The following is a 22,993-nucleotide window of genomic DNA, read 5'->3' as shown; positions in this document are numbered from 1 at the left end:
TCTGCCGTGGATATAGCGCAGTCCTACGAAATTATTCGCGAAATTCCTGCAGGGAAGAGAGGGTTGCGGTGGCACCACCGCAGACCACCAGTAAAATATTATTTAATCCGGCTGAGCGCAGCTGTTGCGAATAAAGTACCGCCAGAGCGGCGCCACAGGCCGGTTCAGTCACCACCCGATGATCATCGGCAAAGGTCAGGCAGGCATCCACTGCCTGGCGATCGCTGACAATACAGGGGAGCACCGGTCGTTGTCGGCTGATTTGCCAGGCATGATCACACACCTGACGGGCTCCCAGAGAGGTAGCAACCCCGGACAGGACCGGCAGTCTGACCGGTTTACCCGCCTGTAAGGCTGCCTGGTAAGAAGCCATACCGGCGGTTTCTGCGGCATAGATTGGGACTTCAGCCAGTCCGTTACGTGTCAGGCCGGCATCGACCCCGGACAGCAGGCCGCCACCGCCAACCGATAACACCACCGCATCCGGAATAACACCGTCAGCGACCACTTCATCAATCATTGTGGCGTGGCCTTCCCACAGTAAAGGGTCATCGAATGGGTGAATAAATGCATCATTTAGACCTTTCAGCGCCAGTGCAGCCTGATTGGCTTCTGCCCAGCTACTGCCCGAGACACGCACGTCGGCACCTTCCAGTGCCAGCAGATCTCTGGCCCGCTGAGAGGTAGTCTCAGGTACAAATACCACTACCGGAACCCCCAGCCTGCGGCCGGCATAGGCGACCGCCAGCCCCGCGTTCCCTCCGGATGAGGAGATAAAACGCTGGGCACCACGTGAATAATAGATTTCGCAGGCGTGGCCTACGCCGCGTAATTTGAAAGAGCCACAAGGCTGCAGGGCTTCCATTTTAAGCCAGACTCTGGCGTTGTTGCTCTGGCCTAACGGCAGCGATTCAGTCAGAGGGGTTTTGATACTTAACATTGGGTCTGCTCCATCGGTGTTTCCGTGTGTAGTGATTTATCACCGGCTGAACAGTGAACAATGACACGGGGTTTGAGCCACCTTGCGGCGGTGACAGTCAGGAGTCCTGCGATTTCAGGGCATCCAGATAGTTATAAATGGTATAGCGGGTGACGCCGAGGGCTGCGGCGGCTTTCTCTACACCGCCTTTCATCATAAATAATCCTTTCTGCTGCATTGCACTGACAGCGAGGAGATTGGCTTGTTTGCCGGCAGAGCGACTGTGACCAGGGCTCTGCGCGGTGGCAGAAGCAATAATTTCACGCATCATCTGTTCCATATTTTCCGGAGCAGGTTCAGCGGGTATAGCAGGCTGTGTTGCTGGCACAGACAGGTTGCCCAGAGCAGAGAGGATCTGTAAGGCATTATCTACTCCTGCCTGATCTACATTGATGCACAACGCGGCAAAAGGGCAGCCGGTGTGATCGCGGTAAATGGCGCTACTGCTACGAAGTGGTTTGCCGTCACGACTGTATGTGGTGTAGTCCAGTATCAGAGAGACCTTTTCACTGCTGTTTTCCATGGCCTGGATAAATGCCTGGTCAGTGCGCAGACCTGCCAGAATCGGATCTCCCTGCTTCCGGCCGGTTACCTGTGAGTTGACTATCTCAACTATGGAATATTCTGGTTGCCTTAAGTCGTGCAGCACCACTTCCGCATTGCGGGAAACCACGCTTCCAATCACCCTGACGGCGGCAGCTAACATCATTAAAAAATGATCGTTAACTTCGGTGGATGATGGTTCAGACATGGCGAAAAACCTTGCAAAAAATGGGGAAAACGGCGCCAGGAAAGGATACGCCCGATGTTAAATCAACATTTTGTTGATTTAATGGTTAAATATAGAATCATGAGCTTATAAGATCAACAAAAAGTTGATTTGTGTGGCCAGAGGTGGAGAGTTAGATGGCAGACAGGGCAGGTCCTATCGCAGGGAAGCGGCTGTTAAGCGCTAAACAGCAACCAATTGTGTTAGCTGAGCGAGGGAAGACAGTCCTTCCATCGGACCTTTGTTGGAAACAGCAATAGCCCCGCTGGTATTAGCGAACTCAAGTGCCTGACGGATGGGATATCCCGCCAGTAACAGGCTGACAAAAGTTGCGCCAAAACAGTCACCCGCACCGGTAGGATCAATCACTTCACAGCCGGAGCCTTTGACATGTAATTCATTCAGACTGCCCGCCGTCATCTGATAATGGCTGGCTCCTTGTGGACCTCGTTTAACCACCACATGAGCAATACCGTTATTCAGCAGTTCCTGAATAACCGAAGATTCACTCTGATGTTTTCTGCTGGAAAAATGGGCAACTTCACTCTCGCTGGGCAGGAAAATATCGGTATATTCCAGAATGAAGTCAAAGGCTTGCTCCATCTCCGGAATATTGAGCATCTCTTTACGAATATTGGGGTCAAACGACACCGTGCCGTTGTTTTGCTTAACGATTTCGATGACCTTGTGCATCGCCTCAATCATGCGAAATGAAAACAGCGACGAGCCCATGATATGAAAATGGTTGCACTGGCTGAGCAGTGTGACATCAATCAGCCGTGCATTAAAACACCCACAGGCACTGTCAGGAATATTGAAAATAAAGTCGCGTTCAGTTTGCGTCCGGTAACTGACGAAGGCTGTGCCGGTCGGTGCCTGTCTGGCCACAGAAATGCCCGCGGTATTCACCCCTTCACGTTGCAGCCTTGCAATATTCATCCGGCCAAAATCATCATTACCCACACAGCCAAACAACGTCGAACCGAACCCGAGCCTGGCGACCTGCGCCGCGAAAATGGCTGGTGCGCCGCTGGGATAAGGGCCCAGAAATTCTCCTGCTTCGCTGAACCCCTGATTAGGGTTTTTCGACAGGAACTCAACCAGCAGTTCACCCATGGTGCAAATATTCACTGACATTATGGCTCCTTGTTATCCCGCTTAAGGGGTGGCTGACCAGCTAAAGCATTCGTTATTACTGTACTGGATGCTGAATCCGGCCTCTGATAACTGCGGCTGATAGTGCTGCTGTATAAATCGACTGGTCACCAGACGGCTGGCCTGGGCTAAATAACCTGCCGTGGAGGGGGTGTCTGACCGTGCCGGTTGACCGGTAATAATCACTGTACTTTGCTGTGCAGAATTAAGACCTGCCTGGTAAAACCCGGATAATAAAGGCTGACTCACCATTAGCCCTCCGTCAGATTCGCGAATACCGGCCTCAAAAATAAAGTGATCCACGGAGTATCTGCTCAGACACTCCTCCAGTGAGTTGCCCGCCAGTAACGACAGCGGTGCCATTAACTCATCGCCGGCCACAATGATTTCACCCTCAATATATTGTTCGGCCAGCAATGCGTGGTGCAGATCATTCACTATCAGTCTCAGCCCGTTGAATTCACTCAGAAAGGGAATCACCCGCCGGATAACATTCCCTTCTCCCAGGAAAACGGTCTGAAACGGGCTGATCGTCCTGGCGCAATGACGGGCAATTTCCAGCTGCTGCGCGAGTGTCAGCGTTTTCCCGGTCACCGGCAAAGGACTCTCATCGGGGTCGGACAGGGAGTGGTAAGCCGGAGTCGCGATCGCTCCGCCAAATGATCGCTTCAGATAACCTTGTTGCTCCAGATAGCTGAGGTCACCCCGGATAGTGACTCCGGATACGCCAAGCAGAGCAGAGAGATCTTCCACTTTAATCTCACCTTGTTCGCCAACCAGTTCGGCAATTTTTAGCCTGCGTTTCAACAGATTCGATGATTTCCTGGGCACAGCTCCCCCGTTCCTATGCTTATCGAGAGAGTCACTATAACGTTGACTTTTTCCAAATGAAAGAAAGTCGAAAAGATATCCGTAAACCTGAAAGTTATCCGTCACAGTTGTTGTCAGTTTTACAAAATATGTATGCCAGAACCTCTGAACGCTATCGACTATATCACTATGATTGTTAGATTTATTTGCGAATTATCACGTTATCAGAGGGTGATGACTATTCTGCAAGCCGCCCTGTGAAAATGAAAGTATCCACTATTTAACTTTCAGTTTGAAAGTTAATGCGCAAAATCGTGTCACCGGTCACGTTTTAGTCGGGTAACTGCTGATACATTTCTTACAAAATGAAGATTAAATGATTTTTGCTTTCATTTTTAAATTTATAACCGGGAAAGTCAGGAGGTGACTCTCCGGCTGGCGAAGGCAATGGGAACGTGGGTGGTCAGGAGAACCGGGCAGCAGCCTGCTCAGTTTATCCGGCCTCTACGAGACAGGAGACAACAAGGCAGGACATCGTGATTTATACACTGACGTTAAATACTGCAATCGATATGAATATTACCTGTGCTGAGATTCACCCGGGAGTAGTCAACCGCACTCACCGCACTGATTACTGCCCGAATGGCAAAGGGGTGAATGTTGCACTGGTACTTCATCACTTCAATAAACCGGTCCATATCCTGGGGATATTTGGCGGATTTACCGGGCAATATATTGTGGAAGAACTTACTGCCCGCCAGCTCAGTGTCTCCCCGGTCTGGGTGAATAACCCCACGCGTATCAATGTGTTTATCAATGATGGTTGCCAGGAATACAAACTGGTTAATCCGGGTAATAAAGTCGACCAGCAATGTTGCCAACAGGTGCTTCACCGGCTGGAAGCGCTGACTGCCGGAGACGCTCTGGTGGTCAGTGGCAGTCTTCCGCCCGGCATTGACAGTGATTTTTACCGGCAAATTATTGAACTCTGTCACGCAAAGCAGTGCGAGGTGATTCTGGATATCAGCCATCGGTCACTTAAGCAGTTGCTCAGCCAGCGTCCGTTACTGATTAAACCCAATGACGAGGAACTGGAGGAAATCTTTGGCTTACCGGCCGGTAATGAAGCGCAGATTCGTCGGGCGATGTCCGTACTGCATGATGCCGGCGCGCGTAATGTGTTACTCACCCTCGGGAGTCGGGGAATGTATTTTTCAAACGGCGGGGCGCTGTGGTTCTGTACGGCACCTTCTGTTGAGCTTATCAGTTCTGCCTGTGCAGGAGACGCAGCGCTCGGGGCATTCCTGAGTGTCTGGACGGAAGGCAGGGAAGTCACAGAAGCTCTGCGGTTGGCCAGCGCGACCGGAGCCGATGTTGCCGGTTCTGCAGGATTAGGAACGTTATCGGGCATTCACCAGTTACTCGGGCAGACAGAGACCCGCAGATTATAACAGAGGCCAAAAATGAAAAAAGTCATTGCGGTGACGGGCTGCCCAACAGGGGTTGCCCATACCTTCATGGCGGAAGAAGCGCTGAGAATGGCAGCCGAAAAGGCAGGTGTACCGATTAAGATAGAAACCAACGGTGCATCCGGAGTAGAGAATGCAATCACGGTGGAGGATTTAAGCGACATTTACGGGGTAATTATTGCCGCAGACAAAGATGTGAATCCTGGCCGGTTTGATGGCCTGCCGGTGATTGAAGTACCAGTGAAACAGGGGATACACCAGGCGGCTGAGTTAATTCAACGGGTGATCAAGGGTGAAGGGATTATCCGCCAACCGGCGGCTGGCAGAGGAGAACAGCCTGCTGCTGGCAAAGATACTCAGGAGTCCGTGGGCCGACAGATCTATAAACACCTGATGAGTGGTGTCTCTAATATGCTGCCTTTTGTGGTATCCGGCGGCATATTGATAGCTCTGTCATTTTTGTGGGGGATATATTCCGCCGACCCGACAGCGGCTGATTATAACCCGATAGCCGCCACACTGATGAAGGTTGGACAGCAGGCATTTGCCATTATGGTGCCGGTATTTACCGCCTTTATTGCTTTTTCGGTGGCCGGACGCCCTGGAATGGTGGCGGGTTTTGTCGGTGGGTTACTGGCCAATGCCACCGGGGCAGGCTTCCTTGGCGGGATTATCGCGGGTTTCTTTGCCGGGTATTTTATGTTGTGGATGAAACACTTGTTGCGGAGGCTGCCACGGCAATATGAAGGCCTGAAATCGATTTTTCTGCTGCCGTTGTCCGGGGTACTGGTGACAGGCGTACTGATGGTCTTGCTGGGGCAACCGGTGGCGGCCATCAATAACGGCATGATGCTGTGGCTAAGTTCTCTGCAGCAGGCCAGTCCGGTGCTGTTAGGCATTGTCGTGGGGGCGATGTGTTCATTTGACTTTGGCGGGCCGGTGAATAAAGCGGCTTATGTCACCGGAACGTTATTGCTGGCCCAGGGGAATGATTACTTTATGGCGGGTGTTTCCGCAGCCTGTATTACACCGCCACTGGTCATTGCCTTTTCCACCACGCTGTTTCCTAAAGGATTCACCGCGGAAGAGCGGGCGGCGGGACTGGTGAATTATATTTTAGGCTGTACTCATATTACCGAAGGCGCGATTCCTTTTGCGGCAAAAGATCCGGTAAGAGTGATTCCGCTGATGATGATTGCCTCATCGATATCTGCCGTGCTCAGTTACAGCATGCATATCCAGGTGCCGGCACCGCATGGGGGCTTTCTTATTCTGCCACTGGTCAGTAAACCCCTGGTCTGGGTGGCCTGTATTCTGGCCGGGTCGTTAGTCGGCGCGGTGATGCTGGGAATGCTTAAAATCTGGCAGTCACGCCGCAGTCTGCCCGAAACCTCCGGGATGCCAACCGACTCATCATCACACTCCGGATCGGCTATCACACTGACCCGCGAGATGATTCGCCTTGACCGCCGGGCCCTGAGTAAAGATCAGGTACTGACCGAACTGGCCGCTACCCTGCAACAGAGTGGGCTGACCGGCAACGGCTATCTGCAGGGTATTCGGGCGCGTGAAGCGATAACCAGTACCTACCTGGGGAACGGTATTGCGGTACCCCATGGGACACCGGAAAGCCGGGATCAGGTGATAAATACTGGGATGCGTATTCTGGCCTGCCCACAAGGCGTGGACTGGGGCGAAGGCAATACTGCCCGTCTGATTATTGCCATTGCTGCAAAAAATAACGAACACCTGGAAATATTGCGCAATCTTGCCCGTTTACTGGGGGACGACAGTGTCGGCCAGGCCTTAACGACAGTCAGCGACGAGCAGCAGGTGTTGAATATTCTGCAGAGGCAATCGTCTGCTGAACCTGCTCCGGTATTTATGGAGACCCGGGGAGAAGAAAGCGCCATTTTTGTTCTGGCAAACAGTCACGGACTGCATGCTCGCCCGGCGGCAGAACTGGTCAGGCTGATCCGCCAGTGGCCCGAAGATATTCTGATTGAAAATCTTGACCGGCCGACAGCCCCGGTGAGCGGTCGCAGTATGATGAAGGTGATTGCCCTCGGCGCAAAACAGGGGCACCGGCTGAAATTTACTACCAGTGGCCCGAAAGCCGGTGAAGCGTTAGCCGCCATCAGTACTGCATTTGAGCAGCAGTTCGGAGAGCAGGATTCGGTTGCACAAAATCAGCTCCCTACGGTATGAAGAAAATCTGCCTCCACCAGGGGTGGAAATAAAGAAAAACTGAAAATTTAATTATCTGACTGACAGTTCGCGACTTTTATATTTATTTTATCTCTTTGGATGTTTTTTATATCCGGTGGGTTTGTGAGTGCCATAAATCTGCGGGTTAAAATAAATAAAAATTAATTAATAAAGGGTTTCGTCCGGTTACGGATGGGTAATCTGCCGCGCGCTGTCATTTATTATTATTTCTTAATAGGTGAAATATGATTAAGCTGACTGAAAATAAAAAACAGGCGATATTAAGACTGTCAGATAATGACGGGATTATAGCAGCTCTGGCCATTGATCAACGAGGTGCATTAAAGAAAATGATTAAATCCTATAAACCTCAGGGGGCGGACGCACAGGATATTATTACCTTTAAAACACTGGTGTCGAAAAATCTGACGCCTTTCGCGACCTCTATCCTGCTTGACCCTGAGTATGGTTTGCCGGCCGCTCAGGCCCGCGCGCAGAATGCCGGGTTGCTGCTGGCCTATGAGAAAACAGGATACGATGCCAGCCAGCCTGGGCGGTTACCCGATTTACTGAATGTCTGGTCAGCAAAAAGACTCAAAGAAGCGGGAGCCGATGCGGTTAAATTCCTGCTTTACTATGATATTGATGAGTCGGCTGAAATTAACGATCAAAAGCATGCTTTTATTGAGCGTCTGGGCGCTGAATGTGTGGCGGAAGATTTACCTTTTTTCCTGGAGCTGGTTTCTTATGAGGCCAATATATCCGACTCCGGAAGTGTGGAATATGCACGAATAAAACCACACAAGGTTAATGATATGATGCGCGAATTTTCCAACCCCCGTTATGCCGTGGATGTCCTTAAAGTCGAAGTGCCGGTAAATATGCAATATGTTGAGGGGTTTAATGGCGCGGGTGAGGCAGTTTATAGCCGTGAACAGGCGGCTGAATATTTCAGACAGCAATCCGAAGCCACAGACTTACCCTTTATTTTTCTGAGTGCCGGAGTCAGTGCCGATCTGTTTCGCCAGACGCTGCATTTTGCGCGGGCAGCGGGATCCACCTTTAACGGAGTGCTATGTGGCCGCGCCACCTGGGCTAAAGGGGTCGAGCCGTTTATTTCCCGGGGGGAGGAGGCAGCGACTGAATGGTTACTTGAGCATGGTAAAGTGAATATCCGGGAGTTGAATGAAACCCTGAAACAAACTGCCAGCTCCTGGCTTGATAAACTCTGAAAAGGGTTCATGTTTCTCTTTGACGGCCTGCGGGCCGTTTTTTTGTTTTTGAAAGACATCATTAAGCGGGTAAACAGCATGTACAGAGAGGCTGTTATCCGGTGTCTGACTTACAATGGTCGCGGGTAACAGGGTGCCGCAGCCCCCACGGGGGCAAAACCCGGCCATCTGAACCGTAACTTAGCAGCATAATATCCGGTATTTGTAGCCACTCAGCCCCGTTGAAAGATCAGTTTGAGGATGGGTGAGTGAATAAGTGCTTATCATCCAGCACGTAAAAACCTTTACACAGAGAGGAAAGATTCTCTGTGCGGGCGTAAGATTAAATGCGGCTACTGAAGCCAGCGCTTCATCGTGGTTGACGGAAGGCCGCCAGTAACCGTTTGTTGTATCAGACATTGTCTGTTCAGGACGATGTTTAACAGTAAACCGATTGAGGTAATTATGAGTCAACTATTCAGTCCTGTGAAACTGGGGCAACTGGCCCTCGATAACCGTATTGTGATTGCGCCAATGTGTCAGTACTCCGCAAAGGAAGGATGCGCCGGCCACTGGCACACTATTCATCTCGGACATCTTGCTTTATCTGGTGCCGGATTGCTGATTATTGAAGCGACAGCGGTTGAGGATATTGGCCGGATTTCACCTCAGGACTTAGGATTATGGGATGATAAAACGCAGTCTGCACTGGAGGTGGTAATCCGTCAGATTCGTGAAGTTTCGCCAATTCGTATCGGTATTCAACTGGGACATGCCGGCAGAAAAGCCAGTGTCAGTGCGCCCTGGCAGGGCGGTCATCCGCTGTCTGTACAGCAAGGTGGCTGGGAAACCGTTGCACCCTCAGCCGTGGGCTTTCATGATGACGGATTACCTCCGGTGTCACTGAGTGCTGCTGAGTTACAGGCAGTGAAACAGAAATTTGCTGACAGCGCACGTCGGGCTGTCGCTTTAGGCTTAGATCTGATTGAAGTGCATGCGGCGCATGGCTATTTGTTGCATCAGTTTCTGTCGCCGTTGAGTAATCAGCGTAGTGACGAGTATGGTGGAACGCTTGAAAATCGCATGCGTTTTCCGCTGGAAGTCTTTAGTGCAATTAAACAAGCCGTCGCAGATTCTGTGCCTGTCGGGGTCCGAATTTCTGCCACCGACTGGGTGGATGGTGGCTGGGATGTTGAACAGTCGCAAGTCTTCAGTCAGGCTCTGGAAGCTTTGGGATGTGATTTTGTACATGTCTCCAGTGGTGGATTGTCCGCACAGCAAAAGATTACCGTCGGTCCGGGTTATCAGGTGCCATTTGCCCGGGCAATCCGCAGCAAAGTGAAAATTCCTGTGATTGCCGTAGGACTGATTACCGAACCGCAACAGGCAGAAGATATTCTGCAACAAGGCGATGCTGACCTGGTGGCTCTGGCCCGTGGCATACTTTATGACCCACGCTGGCCATGGCATGCGGCAGCAGCACTTCATGAACAGGTCACCGTACCCAATCAGTATCTGAGATCGGAACCGCACGATGCCCGGGGTTCCCTGAAAGGGCGTTCATAGTTCCGCTACGTATCAGCCACTGCCGCTTCCGGTGAGGGATCGACAGTGGCTTTTAACTCTCAGCCGTCTGGCTGGCTGATTGCTCTGTTGCCGCATCTTGTCGGGCTTATTTCTTCCCCTGCCATTGCAGTGCAATAACCTACGAAATCTATCCTATAGCGTCGCCGGTTTGTTTTCATCGGGGGCACTGGCAGAGTCATTATTCTGCACTATTCTGTTCCTGATACTTTGCCTGTTCCTGAGACGTAATCTGTCCCTGACACCTTGTCCCACCAGTGCTATTCGCGATTTTGGGTGTTTTCTGACCGCTCAGTCAGCGCGGCATGGTCATTTGCGCTAAACGGTCAGAATATTGGCCCGATCTGTGCATAGGTTTATAGCGTAATGACGAGGTAACTCCTTTATCAGGAGTCAATGACGGAGATGTGGGACGGTATTCACTTTTGCAAAGGGTAGCGAGAGACCAGCCGTCAACCTCCGTTGTGGGCTTTAGCCGTGTCAGTCAGTGGTGTGCTGCGTCCGTTAGCGACGAGCCACGGTTCGTCCCGGTATGTTAAGGCAGTCAGATAAATTCTGATGATTTGCATGTATGCAGCGCCTATCAATGTTCATCTCACACAGTGACGTGAACCAGATACGCAGCAGTGTTATTTCTGGTTTTTAGAGCATGAAGAAGGCGATTACTATGAATATTATTTCTACGTCAGTATTTGTTGGACCCAATACTTTTGCGAGGACTCCTTTAATTCGCCTGACGGTGGATATCGACCCGCACTATGCCGAAAAACTGAATACCCTTGGCTCTGAGGTTTATCAGGCGCTGGATCAGGTAGTTCCCGGGATGAGCAGCGATCCGGTTGAGCAGGCACCTGGCATGTTAATTGCGCGGCTGGCGCTTAAATTACAACATCTGGCGGGGATGGAAGGTGGCATTGCCTTCACCTCAACATCGCAGGCGGACGATGAAGCCGAAGTTCTGTACAGTTATGAAACCGAAGACATCGGGCTGGAAGCCGGTGAAGTGGCCTGCGATATGCTGGTGGCACTGGCCCGGGCAGAAGCAGATGTCCGGGCGGTGGATTTGAGTCACCACATCGCTCGCTATCTGCGATACGCGGACAAACGGACACTCGGTCCGTCAGCCATGGAGTTAGTCAAAGCGGCTCAGGAGCGGGATATTCCCTGGTACCGGATGAATGATGCCAGCCTGATACAGGTCGGTCAGGGGAAATATCAGAAACGCATTGAAGCTGCGCTGACCAGTAAAACCTCGCATATCGCTGTCGAAATTGCCGCAGACAAAAATATGTGCAACCAGTTGCTGGGGGATTTGGGGCTTCCGGTGCCAAAGCAGCGGGTGGTCTACGATGAAGATGAAGCGGTTTCGGCCGCTAACCGAATCGGTTATCCGGTGGTAGTGAAACCGCTGGATGGCAATCACGGCCGCGGCGTCTCGGTGAGTCTGACGGATGAACAGGCAGTTAAAAAAGCCTACGGGCTGGCTGAACCGGAAGGCAGTGCGGTGATTGTCGAGAGTATGATCCGTGGTGATGATCACCGTCTGCTGGTCGTTAACGGTGAACTGGTGGCGGCAGCCCGGCGAGTTCCCGGCCATGTGGCAGGTGACGGGATTCATACAATTCGTGAACTGATTGCTCTGGTTAACCAGGACCCGCGACGCGGTGTCGGGCATGAGAATGTCCTGACCCGACTGGAACTGGATGAACAGGCCATCAGACTGCTGCAAAGCTACGGCTATACCGCCGACAGCATTCCCCCTTCAGGTGAGGAAGTCTACCTGCGGAAAACCGCCAATATCTCCACCGGCGGAACGGCGGTCGATGTCACGGACGTGATTCACCCGGACAATAAACTGATGGCTGAACGGGCGATTCTCGCGGTGGGACTGGACGTAGGTGCCGTCGATTTTCTGACCACCGATATCACCAAAAGCTACCGTGAGACCCTGGGGGCGATTTGTGAGATCAATGCCGGACCGGGGCTGCGGATGCATATCTCCCCCTCCGAAGGTAAGCCCCGTGATGTGGGTGGCAAGATTATGGATATGCTGTTTCCGGCCGGCAGCCAGTGCCGGGTGCCCATTGCAGCATTAACCGGGACCAACGGTAAGACGACCTGTGCGCGCATGCTGAGCCATATCCTGAAAATGGCCGGTCATGTGGTCGGTCAGACGTCGACAGATGCGGTGCTGATTGACGGAAATGTCACGGTCAAAGGAGACATGACCGGCCCGGTATCGGCCAAAATGGTGTTGCGTGACCCGTCGGTCGATATTGCCGTGCTGGAAACCGCCCGTGGCGGGATTGTCCGTTCCGGTCTGGGATATATGTTCTGTGATGTAGGAGCAGTATTGAATGTGACCTCTGACCATCTGGGGCTGGGAGGTGTGGATACGCTGGATGAGCTGGCCAAAGTGAAACGGGTTATCGCCGAAGTCACCCGTGATACCGTGGTGCTTAACGCGGATAATGAATATACCCTGAAGATGGCCGCTCATTCTCCGGCAAAACACATTATGTACGTGACGCGCAATCCTGAGCATACGCTGGTTCGTGAGCACATCCGGCTGGGTAAACGGGCGGTGGTACTGGAGCAGGGGCTAAACGGCGAGCAGATCGTTATTTATGATAACGGAATGCAGATACCCTTAACCTGGACTCATCTGATCCCTGCCACTCTGGAAGGAAAAGCATTGCATAACGTTGAAAACGCGATGTTTGCCGCCGGAATGGCTTATGCGCTGGGGAAAACCCTCGATCAGATTCGCAGTGGCTTACGGACCTTCGATAATACCTTTTTCCAGTCTCCTGGTCGGATGAATGTGTTTGACGGCCACGGCTTCCGGGTGATCCTCGATTATGGTCATAATGAAGCGGCTATCGGCGCGATGGTGGAACTGGTGGGACGTCTGAATCCGCAGGGGCGGCGGCTGGTGGCGGTGACCTGCCCGGGGGATCGTCGGGATGAAGATGTTGCGGCCATTGCCGCGAAAGTGGCAGGGCACTTCGACAGCTATATTTGCCACAGAGATGATGACCTGCGGGACCGCGGGCCGGACGAAATGCCACGCCTGATGAAACAAGCACTGATGGACAGGGGAGTGAAAGAAGAGGCGATTCAGATTGTTGAACAGGAAGTAGATGCGCTGAGCACCCTACTGAAAATGGCTAACCGTAATGATCTGGTATTGTTCTTCTGCGAAAATATCACCCGTTGCTGGAAACAGATTATCAATTTTAAACCAGCCTTTGGTGAGGCACTTCCTGCTGCCGCTCCGGAGGTTTTACCGGTTCAGACCACCGATATCCCGGCGGGTTATCAGATAACTCAGGGTGAACGTGGCGTACTAATAATACCGAATGACTGACCGGTCTGATGAGATATTTATGACTAATTGCGTGACTTCAGAAAATAATCAGAAACCAAAACTGGCGGTCATCGGCGGCCGGCTGGAAGATGATAACACTGCCGTTTATCAGCAGATGCATCGCTTTTGTGGTGGACGGATTGTGGTTTTTCCCACGGCCTCTTCCGAGCCTGAAGCGGTCGGCGAAGAAACGCTGGCTGTTTTCAGAGCTCATGGCTTTGATGTGGTACTGGCACCGGTGTATGGGGAACATGCGGCAGAGGCGGCACATTCACCGGAGATTGTGGCGTTGATCCGTGAATATGGCAGCGTATTTTTCACCGGGGGTAACCAGGTCTTTATTACCGAAGCCCTGGCACCGGACGGTAACGAGAGTCCGGTACTGGCGGCTATCCGTGAAGTTTTTGCCGCAGGAGGGCTGGTGGCAGGTTCCAGTGCCGGAGCGGCGATGATGTCTGACACCATGATTGTCGGCGGCACCTCACTGGAAGCGGTGACCTACGGGATTATTCCGCACGAAGACCAGCCGGGTATGTTACTGGGCAAAGGGCTGGGTTTTTTCAGTCAGGGTATTATTGATCAGCATTTTATTAAACGCGGGCGCTTTGGCCGGCTGGTGATTGCGCTGATGAACAGCGGTGTAACCACCGGCTTTGGCGTTGACGAAAATACCGCATTGTTTATTCAGGGCAATGAAGCCAGTGTGGTGGGGGAGTACGGCGTTTTTGTGATTGATATGCAGCACGCCAGTTATGACACCACAGCCGGTACAGCAGAGAATATCCGCTTCAGCTATCTGGATAACGGTGACCGGTTGCTGCTCGACACACTGCAGGCACTGCCTCATCCTTCCAAATTCGCGGTTTCGCACGCGGATGTAGCTTACCGTGCGCCGGCCCGCTCACTGCGCAATGTGTTTGGTGCCTATATCCTGTACGACCTGCTGGCACGTCTGGTGCTGGGTGATCCGACAAGTTACCAGAGTGACAGTGCCAGCGCTGTCGATCCCAACCGTGGGGAAGCCACCAGTGTCGGGTTTGAGCGTGTCGGGGACAGTTCTCAGTCGCTGATCTCGATAAAAAATAATGAGTTACGGATGACAGCCATCGGTTACCGTGCCAGCCTGAATCATTTCCGGTTAGATGCCTCACAACTCACTGCCAGCCATTATCGTGCACTGGCGCGTGATTATGGGATTGAACCGCAGGTCGATTCCCGGCTGATACTGCTCGGATCTACGCCGTTGGCCTATGAATCACCTTTGCTCGATGAAGTACTAAATGCCTGTGCTGGTGCAGGCCCGGTAGGTATTATTGCGGCGGCGTCGTCTGAGCCACGCAGCGAGGCGTCACGCTATGTCAGACGGCTGGAAGAACAGGGTATCGACAGCCTGGATTTGCGGGTCACTATCGACAATATCGAGCGGATCGGTCTTGACCCTGAACTGGTTGAGCAGATTGCTTCGCTGAAGACCATTCTGCTGACAGGCGGAAATCAGATCCGTCTGGCAGAAGCCTTATTACACCGTGGTGAAGTGACGCCTGTTCTGCAGGCGCTGGTGGAGGCTTATGCGGCCGGAGCTACTATTATTGCGGTCAGTGGTGCGGCGGCAGCCTTGTCAGGATTTATGATTGCCGGCGGCAGTTCCTATGAAGCGATGCGCTTTGGTATAGCCTCAGATATGGGACGCCGTGGTCTTGTCATTCAGGAGGGACTTGGCTTATTCGGCGTGGGAGTGGTTGACCAGAATCTGATTTCTGCCGGGCGTCTGGGTCGTCTGGTGGTGGCCTGTGCTGAAGAAGGGGTACATTACGGGCTGGGTATCTGTGATGACAGTGGTTTTATCACCAGCCATGATAATTCGTTACTGACGGTGATTGGGGCCAAAGGCGTGGTGCTGGTAGAAACTAACCGCTCGCAGATTACCCTGCAGGCGGATGAGTTTATTGCCAGTGGCAATAAACTGACCTTTGCGCTGCCGGGAGATGTTATTAATCTGAATACCGGAACCGTGTTGCGTCAGCAGCCGGTTGAGAAAGCTGATGAGATGCTCAGTCGGCTAACCGCAGACCTTATCGAGGATTGTGGGGACGATGGCAGAAGCAGTTATACAAAACGAGGTCCGATACAACTCAGTTATCAACCTACTGGCAGTGGTCAGGGAATACTCGATATCGAAAGTCTGCGCGAGAAACATGGCTAATCGCTGGCAGTTTATCGCCAGAGATGGCTGCAGATTTGCAGATTTTTACTCAGTTTTCGTTGCATGACAGCGAAATCAGGCCGCAGTACGACAATGCAGGAAATAATGATGACCAATGACTTTCAAACCGGCGAAGTGGTAGCCACCGATGAAATTTCAGCTACCGCCAGCCAGTATCCGCTGATTGCTCTTGAATCGGGTACTAACCATAGTGTCACTGCCTATCACTTTGGTGAACCGGGGGCCAGACCGAAAGCCTACCTGCAGGCTGGATTACATGCCGATGAGTTTCCGGGCATGCTGGTGTTACATTATCTGCGTCCGATGCTGGAGCAGGCTCAGCAACGGGGTAAACTGACAGGGGAAATAGTCCTGTTACCGCAGGCGAATCCGCTGGGGCTGACTCAGCACCATCAGGGATTTCTGAATGGCCGCTATGAAGCCGAAACCGGAAGTAACTTCAACCGGGATTTCCCGGAACTTGCGGCGACAGTGGGTAAAAAAGTGGCGAAAAAACTGGGGCAGGATGCACAGGAAAATATCGCGTTGATTCGGGCTGAGATGGCCACCGTGCTGGCGGCAAAACGCCCGAAGAGTGCTATCGACAGCCTGCGGAATACGCTGCTGACACTGGCCCATGATGCTGACCTGGTATTTGATTTACACGCCGACAATGAGGCGCTGGTGCATATGTATACCGGGCCTGCGCTCTGGCCCGATGCCAGCGATATTGCTGCCGAGCTGGATGCGAGAGCGATACTGCTGGCTGATCTTTCCGGTGGAAATCCGTTTGATGAGGCCTGTAGCGCACCTTGGTGGCAACTGGCGGAGCGCTTCCCGGATAACCCCATCCCGCCGGCCTGTCTGGCGACCACCCTGGAACTTGGCAGCAATGATGATGTGGATATCCGTCAGGCTCAGGATCAGGCTGCGGCACTCTACCGGTTGCTGGAAAGACGTGGAGTGATCAGTGGTCCCGAGGCATCGGCGCTTCCGGCATTGCGTTGTGAAGCGACCCCTCTGGCGGCGATGTCACAGGTAAAAGCGCCTCAGGCAGGGCTGGTAGCTTATCATCTGCGGCTGGGAGACACGGTGAAGAAAGGGGATCTGATTGCCACGATTATCGACCCGCTGAAGGGGAGTGCAGAAGTCCTGGCGGAGACCGATGGTATTTTGTTTGCCCGCCACAGTCAGACCTATGCCTGGCCCGGGAAAATTATCGGCAAAGTCGCCGGCAGTGAACCTCTGGACGGGCGTGAAGGATTACTGTTAAGCGATTAATCCGACCATGCGTGTCTCCGGACGATCGGGGGCACGTACTTTTAATCTCCCGGCACCTCTGATTTATCTCAGGCTGCGCGGAAGGTTATAGCTATCAAAAGGATAGAAGCAGGCAGGTAGGCGTTCGGCCAACTCCGCGTTAAGGTAACTCCGCTAAATACTATAAGGGGTTGCGCATGAGTCGTTCCGATGAACAGAATAACAATACTTTTTCTACAGCAGAGCCTGAGTCCGGGGCTGCTAAATGTCCTTTTCCACACAGCAAAACCAATAAAGTCGCCGGTGGTGGTACCCGCAACAGTGACTGGTGGCCCACACAACTGCGGGTAGATTTACTGAATCAACACTCCTCACGTTCCAACCCGCTGGGTGACGACTTTGATTACCGTCGTGAATTTGCCAGCCTGGATTATTACGCTCTGAAAGCCGATCTCCGTAAGCTGTTGACAGATTCACAGTCATGGTGGCCGGCTGACTGGGGCAGTTATATCGGGCTGTTTATCCGTATGGCATGGCACAGTGCCGGAACTTATCGTTCTGTCGATGGCCGCGGTGGCTCAGGGCGGGGACAACAACGTTTTGCGCCGCTGAATTCCTGGCCGGATAACGTCAGTCTGGATAAAGCCCGCCGTCTGCTTTGGCCGGTAAAACAACAGTACGGGCAGAAAATCTCCTGGGCCGATTTGTATATTCTGGCGGGTAACGTCGCCCTGGAAAACTCCGGCTTTCGTACCTTTGGTTTTGCCGCAGGTCGTGAGGATGTCTGGGAAGCCGATCTCGATGTGAACTGGGGTGAGGAGAAAACCTGGCTGCAGCACCGCCATCCGGAAACCCTGGCCGGTTCGCCGTTAGGGGCGACCGAAATGGGCCTTATCTATGTCAACCCGGAAGGACCGGAGCATAGTGGTGACCCTGCGTCGGCGGCTCCGGCCATCCGTGCCACCTTTGGTAATATGGGGATGAATGATGAAGAGATAGTCGCGTTGATTGCCGGGGGGCATACCCTGGGTAAAACCCACGGCGCAGCGCCTGCCAGCCATGTGGGTGCGGACCCGCAGGCAGCGCCGATTGAAGCGCAGGGATTGGGATGGGCTTCGGATTACCAGAGCGGTGTCGGGACTGATGCCATCACTTCAGGTCTGGAGGTGGTCTGGACCCAAACCCCGACTCAGTGGAGTCACTATTTCTTTGAAAACCTGTTTAACTATCAATGGGTACAGACGCGCAGTCCGGCAGGCGCTATCCAGTTTGAAGCAGCGGATGCCCCGGCATCGATTCCGGATCCTTTCCATCCGGAGATAAAGCGTAAGCCGACGATGCTGGTGACCGATTTAACACTGCGTTTTGACCCGGAATTTGAAAAAATTTCACGGCGTTTCCTGAATGATCCGCAATTATTCAATGAAGCCTTTGCCAGAGCCTGGTTTAAACTGACTCACCGCGATATGGGGCCAAAATCCCGATATATCGGCCCTGAGGTCCCGTCAGAAGATCTGATCTGGCAGGATCCGCTGCCGGTGGCGACGTATCATCCCTCACTGGAGGATATCCGTGACCTGAAGCAGCAGATTAAATCGTCCGGACTCTCGGTGGCTGAGCTGGTGAATGTGGCCTGGGCTTCAGCTTCTACCTTCCGTGGCGGTGATAAACGCGGCGGAGCCAATGGGGCAAGACTGGCGTTGTTACCGCAACGCCAGTGGCCGGTCAATGCACTGGCAGCCAGTGTTCTGCCTGTACTGGAAAAAATTCAGCGCGAATCCTCGGTAGCTTCACTGGCGGATATTATTGTGCTGGCCGGTGTGGTGGGTCTGGAAACAGCGATTGCCGGCAGTGGATTCGACGTTGAAGTGCCGTTTACCGCAGGACGGGTGGATGCCAGTCAGCAGCAGACAGATATTGAATCTTTCGGGTTTCTGCGTCCTGAAGCGGATGGTTTCCGCAATTACCGTGATAGTCATGCCACCTCACGCACCGAAGATTTGCTGATTGATAAAGCGCAGCAACTGACCCTGACAGTTCCGGAGCTTACGGTATTGATCGGTGGAATGCGCGCTCTGGGAGCTAATTTCGACGGTAGTTTAGTCGGAGTGTTTAGTCATGTTCCGGGTCAACTAGATAACAGCTTCTTTGTGACATTGCTGGATATGCGGACCGAATGGCAGGCAACCGATGCAAACGCTGAACTGTTTAATGGTCGTGACAGGGTCAGCGGTGAGGTTAAATACCAGGCCAGTCGTGCCGACCTGATCTTTGGTTCTCATCCGGTCTTACGGGCCAACGCGGAGGTTTATGCCAGCGCAGATGCCAGCGAAAAATTCGTCCGTGATTTCGTGGCAGCCTGGACCAAAGTGATGAATCTGGATCGGTTCGATCTCTGAGAGTCGCACAATTGATTTTTAAATAATGTCCTCCCCGTCTGTCACTGAGTATGACGGGCGGGGAAGGCCATAGGTGAGTTTCATCCCCGATGTCTGCTATCCGGCGCGGATAGCACCATTATCTGACACCTTCGGGTGAATCCGCTGATTCATAGTGACACAGATTCTTCATCACAGAGATCCCTTTCCACTTCCCGGTCTTAAAGACTACACCACCAGTTTGTTGGCGATTACAGGCCTGGCGCTGGCTGATTGATGCGCAGCGGGTTGCCCGGAGTAATAATGATTTTTGCCAGATAAAAAGGGTTACCCTGTAACATAAAGGACTGGGTTTGCACCATCACAGGCGCGTTGGGGTCTATCCCCAGTTTATGTCCCCGGTCATCCCCGGGAATGGCTGCCTGAACGGTACATAAACCAGGGCCTAATGTTGTACCTGGCAATGCCATCAACAAGGCATGGACCGACAAATGCTGTTGTTGCGGGTCGAGCAGGGCCTGTGCAATCCCTGGGGCTGCCGAGTTAAGAACCTCTCCGGTAGGCAGGTGTTCCTGAACCAGTGCTATCACGCATTCGTCGCGGAAGACCAGACTTTCACAAAACCAGCTGTCGTCATTTTTGCCGATGCGAAGTAATTCGTGAGTCAGGTCTGAAGGCTTTTGTAGCCGGTTATCAATGCGTTTCAGGCTGATCTGGCTGTGACTGTTGCTAAGTAGTTTCTCCGGAGGTAGCAGATTTTCAAGGCCCGGAGTGGGTAGTACACTGCTGACAAACCGGCCGATGCCACGTCGGGTCAGCAGTAGTCCATCTTCTTCCAGTAACATCAGGGCTTCACGTACCACGGTACGGCTGACCCCCAGCATCGTACCCAACTCACTTTCTTTAGGCAGCATGGATCCAGGTGGCAGTAAACCACCGCGAATCGCTTCCGATAGCCTTGAATAAATAGTCACCCGCAAGGGCTGACCGGCGCTGACAGGCAACGGGGAACTGAGAAAATCTGTGATATCAGACATATTGCGTAGTTTTCCGGGCAAGACAATAGGCGAAATAGTAGGACATCACACGGATAAGTAAAACCCATTTGTCAGATATTATACCAGCAGGTATAACATGTGATTTATTACAACTATGACGGGAATTTTTATGAACTCTGTGGCGGTATCACCAGGCTCGGGTGGTCTGGAAGGGAGAAGTGCTGCAATGCTGGTGGCGGCACTGATGCTGGCAATACTGGCTTTTCAACTTAACTGCTCGATGATTTCTCCGGCATTGCCAGAGATGGCGATGCAACTTCATGTCAGCCTGACAGATATTTCTCAGGTGTCGTCGCTGTTTTTTCTCTCCGGGTCAATTTGCGGTGTGGTACTGAGTCGGTTCAGTGATTTCTTCGGACGTCGCAGGATGCTGATAGTGGTGATGCTGCTGTGTAGCGCAGGGACGCTGCTCAGTGCTGTCACTCATGACTACTACACCATGCTGCTGGGAAGGGTGTTACAGGGGGCCAGCAGTGCGACCTTCCAGCTCTCATATCTGTTGCTGCATCAGAAAATCAGCCGCCGGTTATTTGGTACGGCGATTGGTGTGATTACGGCCGTTAACGGGGGAGTCGGCGGTGTCGATGGCTATATCGGTGGGCTGCTAAGTGACAACTATGGTTATCAGTCGATTTTTCTTATCACTCTGGCGGTGTGTGGGCTGGCCTTACTGGCCGTATCTACGCTGCTGCCGAAGGATACCCCGGGAGTGGCACAAGGCAGTATGGACTGGTGGGGGGCGGCAGTGCTTTCAGTCAGCATTGTTTTTATCAATGTTTACCTGAATAAAGGCTCGTCCGTTGGCTGGTTCAGTGCTCAGGCTCTGTTGTATCTGGTATTGTTTGTGCTGGCAATACTGGCTTTCGGTGCTATCGAAAAGCGCAGGAAAACGCCGCTGGTTCCTGTCGACCACTTCTTCACCCGTCATTTCTGGCCGGTGATTACCACCACAATACTGATACTCGCCGGAGTCTTTTCGGTCATAGGTTTTGCCATCATTATCATCTCTCAGGATACCCATGCAGGGCTGGGAATGAGCGCCGCTCTGTCATCGTTACTGTTCCTTACGCCGCCGGCTCTGATGGGATTTGTGTCTGCACCGCCTGCCGGATGGCTGGCCGGTAAAATCGGCTGGATTAAAACCTTACGTACCGGGCTTATGTTATGCCTGCTCCTGATGGTGATTATCACCCTGAATCCGGTGAATAAGCCGGTGCTGCTTATTGGTTTAGCCCTGCTGGGCATCACCTATTATGGTGTGGTGCTAAGTTGTATCAGTGGGTTGAGTGTACTCCTGTCGCCAAAAGAAGCACCGTCTTCTCTGACTGCGGTGAATGGTGCCTCATTTGGCTTAGGAGCAGGACTGGGAATAGGCCTGATTGCCGCCCACATAGGCAGTGGTACTCTGCAGGGGTTCACGCATGGGTTGATGATTAGTACGGGTCTGACCGCTCTGGCGGTAATCAGCGGCTTTATGTTGAAGATGCGTGATGCCTGAGCAGGATTAACAGGCACGGTCATGGTGAACTTCTGAAATTAAAAGGTAAAAAATGCAACCGATAAAGCTCTATTTTGACTGCGATACCGGCATTGACGATGCCATGGCGCTGGGTTATCTGTTGGCCGAAAAACAGCGGGTGGATATCGTGGGGATTGGTACGGTCTGCGGTAATACCGATGTGGTCTCCGGCGCGCGTAATACTCTGAATCTGCTGAATCTGGCGGGCGCTACTGATATTCCGGTGGCGATGGGACAGCCTGATCCGTTATACGGCACCTTTGTCAGCTGTTGTCAGCATATTCACGGCAACAATGGTATTGGAGATGTTGAGCTGGCTACTTCGAACCGTTCACCCGAAAAACAAAGTGCGGCGGAATTACTGGTATCACTGGCACGGCAATATCCTGGTCAACTGCACATTCTGGCCACCGGTCCACTGACTAATCTGGCCCTGGGGTTACAGCTGGAACCAAAGCTACCCGGGCTTCTGGCCCGGGTAACGATTATGGGCGGTGCGGCGAATGCGCCAGGTAACCGCTCGCCGGTGGCGGAGGCGAATATTGCGGAGGATCCGGAAGCTGCGGCACTGGTCTTTCAGGCCTTTGACAATCTTGTGATGGTCCCGCTGGATCTCACGATGCGCCAGGTGCTGGAACAATCACATCATCAGCAACTTTTAAATTCCGACCGGCCGTTCGCCAGGGTGATTGGCGAAATGCTGACCCTGTATATTGGGTTTTATGAAGATAAACTGGGACGTAAAGCCTGTGCGATACATGACCCTGCGGCTGCTTATTTTGCTGTGCAAGGGCTGACAGGTTGCCTCGCGCCGAAAGTCCGGGTGGTGATAGATGATACTCACGGCCCCGCACGCGGCCAGACAATCTGCGATTTACGGGGCAAATACAACGGATTCCCCCCACAAACTGAGGCTAACTGTACGGTAGTGCTGGACTTTGATCAGCAACTGGGACCGTTGCTGACGGAAAAATTGCTGTCGGTGTAACGCAGAGAGACACGCGGTGAACTCAACAGGTT

At 52.6% G+C, this 22,993-nt stretch carries 15 protein-coding genes and 1 pseudogene; 11 read left to right on the top strand and 5 right to left on the bottom strand.

Going from position 1 to position 22,993, the window contains the following annotated elements; all coding sequences use genetic code 11:
- Positions 1-31: 31 nt before the first annotated feature.
- The 4 genes from HA49_RS05800 to HA49_RS05785 form a co-directional block, all read right to left on the bottom strand.
- The gene (locus tag HA49_RS05800) at positions 32-940 is read right to left on the bottom strand and encodes a pyridoxal-phosphate dependent enzyme (protein WP_038021105.1); all 909 of its coding nucleotides are present in this window, start codon (positions 938-940) and stop codon (positions 32-34) included.
- A gap of 97 nt (positions 941-1,037) precedes the next feature.
- Positions 1,038-1,730, bottom strand: coding sequence for a helix-turn-helix transcriptional regulator (locus HA49_RS05795; protein WP_038021103.1), 693 nt, complete (start codon positions 1,728-1,730; stop codon positions 1,038-1,040).
- Between the two features lie 201 nt (positions 1,731-1,931).
- Entirely contained in the window at positions 1,932-2,885 is a 954-nt protein-coding gene (locus HA49_RS05790; RefSeq protein ID WP_038021102.1) for a sugar kinase, read from the bottom strand.
- Between the two features lie 21 nt (positions 2,886-2,906).
- The gene (locus HA49_RS05785; RefSeq protein WP_038021100.1) at positions 2,907-3,734 is read right to left on the bottom strand and encodes a DeoR/GlpR family DNA-binding transcription regulator; all 828 of its coding nucleotides are present in this window, start codon (positions 3,732-3,734) and stop codon (positions 2,907-2,909) included.
- Between the two features lie 515 nt (positions 3,735-4,249).
- Between HA49_RS05785 and pfkB the strand changes: the two genes are divergently transcribed.
- The 9 genes and pseudogenes from pfkB (at position 4,250) to katG (ending at position 19,417) form a co-directional block, all read left to right on the top strand.
- Positions 4,250-5,164, top strand: a complete 915-nt coding sequence (pfkB, locus tag HA49_RS05780; protein ID WP_038021098.1) for a 1-phosphofructokinase — start codon at positions 4,250-4,252, stop codon at positions 5,162-5,164.
- A 12-nt stretch (positions 5,165-5,176) separates the two neighbouring features.
- Positions 5,177-6,556 (top strand): annotated as a pseudogene (locus tag HA49_RS21760) (PTS fructose transporter subunit IIC); the annotation flags it as partial.
- Positions 6,533-7,390, top strand: a complete 858-nt coding sequence (locus HA49_RS21755) for an HPr family phosphocarrier protein (RefSeq protein ID WP_425427723.1) — start codon at positions 6,533-6,535, stop codon at positions 7,388-7,390. The pseudogene HA49_RS21760 and the gene HA49_RS21755, both read left to right, overlap by 24 nt.
- Positions 7,391-7,635: 245 nt before the next feature.
- Positions 7,636-8,622, top strand: coding sequence for a tagatose-bisphosphate aldolase (gene lacD, locus HA49_RS05770; protein ID WP_038021096.1), 987 nt, complete (start codon positions 7,636-7,638; stop codon positions 8,620-8,622).
- 444 nt (positions 8,623-9,066) lie between these two features.
- Positions 9,067-10,167 carry an NADH:flavin oxidoreductase/NADH oxidase gene (locus tag HA49_RS05765; RefSeq protein WP_038022534.1) on the top strand — a complete coding sequence of 367 codons (1,101 nt, stop codon included), beginning with the start codon at positions 9,067-9,069 and terminating at the stop codon, positions 10,165-10,167.
- A 685-nt stretch (positions 10,168-10,852) separates the two neighbouring features.
- Positions 10,853-13,555, top strand: coding sequence for a cyanophycin synthetase (gene cphA, locus HA49_RS05760; protein WP_038021094.1), 2,703 nt, complete (start codon positions 10,853-10,855; stop codon positions 13,553-13,555).
- Between the two features lie 19 nt (positions 13,556-13,574).
- Positions 13,575-15,758: a cyanophycinase gene (locus HA49_RS05755; protein ID WP_211259045.1), complete on the top strand. Its 2,184-nt coding sequence runs from the start codon at positions 13,575-13,577 to the stop codon at positions 15,756-15,758.
- Positions 15,759-15,866: 108 nt separating this feature from the next.
- Positions 15,867-17,039 carry a M14 family metallopeptidase gene (locus tag HA49_RS05750; protein ID WP_072055915.1) on the top strand — a complete coding sequence of 391 codons (1,173 nt, stop codon included), beginning with the start codon at positions 15,867-15,869 and terminating at the stop codon, positions 17,037-17,039.
- Positions 17,040-17,215: 176 nt separating this feature from the next.
- On the top strand, positions 17,216-19,417 hold the full coding sequence (katG, locus tag HA49_RS05745; protein ID WP_038021090.1) for a catalase/peroxidase HPI: 2,202 nt from the start codon (positions 17,216-17,218) through the stop codon (positions 19,415-19,417).
- A gap of 230 nt (positions 19,418-19,647) precedes the next feature.
- Here katG and HA49_RS05740 read toward each other — a convergent pair whose 3' ends face one another.
- On the bottom strand, positions 19,648-20,433 hold the full coding sequence (locus tag HA49_RS05740; RefSeq protein WP_046791689.1) for a GntR family transcriptional regulator: 786 nt from the start codon (positions 20,431-20,433) through the stop codon (positions 19,648-19,650).
- A 130-nt stretch (positions 20,434-20,563) separates the two neighbouring features.
- Here HA49_RS05740 and HA49_RS05735 point away from each other — a divergent pair, with 130 nt between their 5' ends.
- Both HA49_RS05735 and HA49_RS05730 read left to right on the top strand, forming a co-directional pair.
- A complete protein-coding gene (locus HA49_RS05735; protein ID WP_169748765.1) occupies positions 20,564-21,952 on the top strand; it encodes an MFS transporter in 1,389 nt (462 codons plus the stop codon).
- A 52-nt stretch (positions 21,953-22,004) separates the two neighbouring features.
- Positions 22,005-22,961, top strand: a complete 957-nt coding sequence (locus HA49_RS05730; RefSeq protein ID WP_038021088.1) for a nucleoside hydrolase — start codon at positions 22,005-22,007, stop codon at positions 22,959-22,961.
- Positions 22,962-22,993: the final 32 nt, after the last annotated feature.

Origin of the sequence: Tatumella morbirosei, assembly GCF_000757425.2 — a bacterium.
Lineage (GTDB): Bacteria > Pseudomonadota > Gammaproteobacteria > Enterobacterales > Enterobacteriaceae > Tatumella > Tatumella morbirosei.
This window is presented reverse-complemented; position numbering and strand designations above follow the sequence as displayed.

Bases quoted from the DNA above. Each gene is read 5' to 3' on its own strand.
- cphA (WP_038021094.1), top strand. From the start codon at position 10,853: ATGAATATTATTTCTACGTCAGTATTTGTTGGACCCAATACTTTTGCG.
- HA49_RS05735 (WP_169748765.1), top strand. From the start codon at position 20,564: ATGAACTCTGTGGCGGTATCACCAGGCTCGGGTGGTCTGGAAGGGAGA.
- HA49_RS05790 (WP_038021102.1), bottom strand. From the start codon at position 2,885: ATGTCAGTGAATATTTGCACCATGGGTGAACTGCTGGTTGAGTTCCTG.
- HA49_RS05800 (WP_038021105.1), bottom strand. From the start codon at position 940: ATGTTAAGTATCAAAACCCCTCTGACTGAATCGCTGCCGTTAGGCCAG.
- HA49_RS21755 (WP_425427723.1), top strand. From the start codon at position 6,533: ATGCTTAAAATCTGGCAGTCACGCCGCAGTCTGCCCGAAACCTCCGGG.
- HA49_RS05740 (WP_046791689.1), bottom strand. From the start codon at position 20,433: ATGTCTGATATCACAGATTTTCTCAGTTCCCCGTTGCCTGTCAGCGCC.
- HA49_RS05730 (WP_038021088.1), top strand. From the start codon at position 22,005: ATGCAACCGATAAAGCTCTATTTTGACTGCGATACCGGCATTGACGAT.
- lacD (WP_038021096.1), top strand. From the start codon at position 7,636: ATGATTAAGCTGACTGAAAATAAAAAACAGGCGATATTAAGACTGTCA.
- HA49_RS05765 (WP_038022534.1), top strand. From the start codon at position 9,067: ATGAGTCAACTATTCAGTCCTGTGAAACTGGGGCAACTGGCCCTCGAT.
- HA49_RS05755 (WP_211259045.1), top strand. From the start codon at position 13,575: ATGACTAATTGCGTGACTTCAGAAAATAATCAGAAACCAAAACTGGCG.
- katG (WP_038021090.1), top strand. From the start codon at position 17,216: ATGAGTCGTTCCGATGAACAGAATAACAATACTTTTTCTACAGCAGAG.
- HA49_RS05795 (WP_038021103.1), bottom strand. From the start codon at position 1,730: ATGTCTGAACCATCATCCACCGAAGTTAACGATCATTTTTTAATGATG.
- HA49_RS05750 (WP_072055915.1), top strand. From the start codon at position 15,867: ATGACCAATGACTTTCAAACCGGCGAAGTGGTAGCCACCGATGAAATT.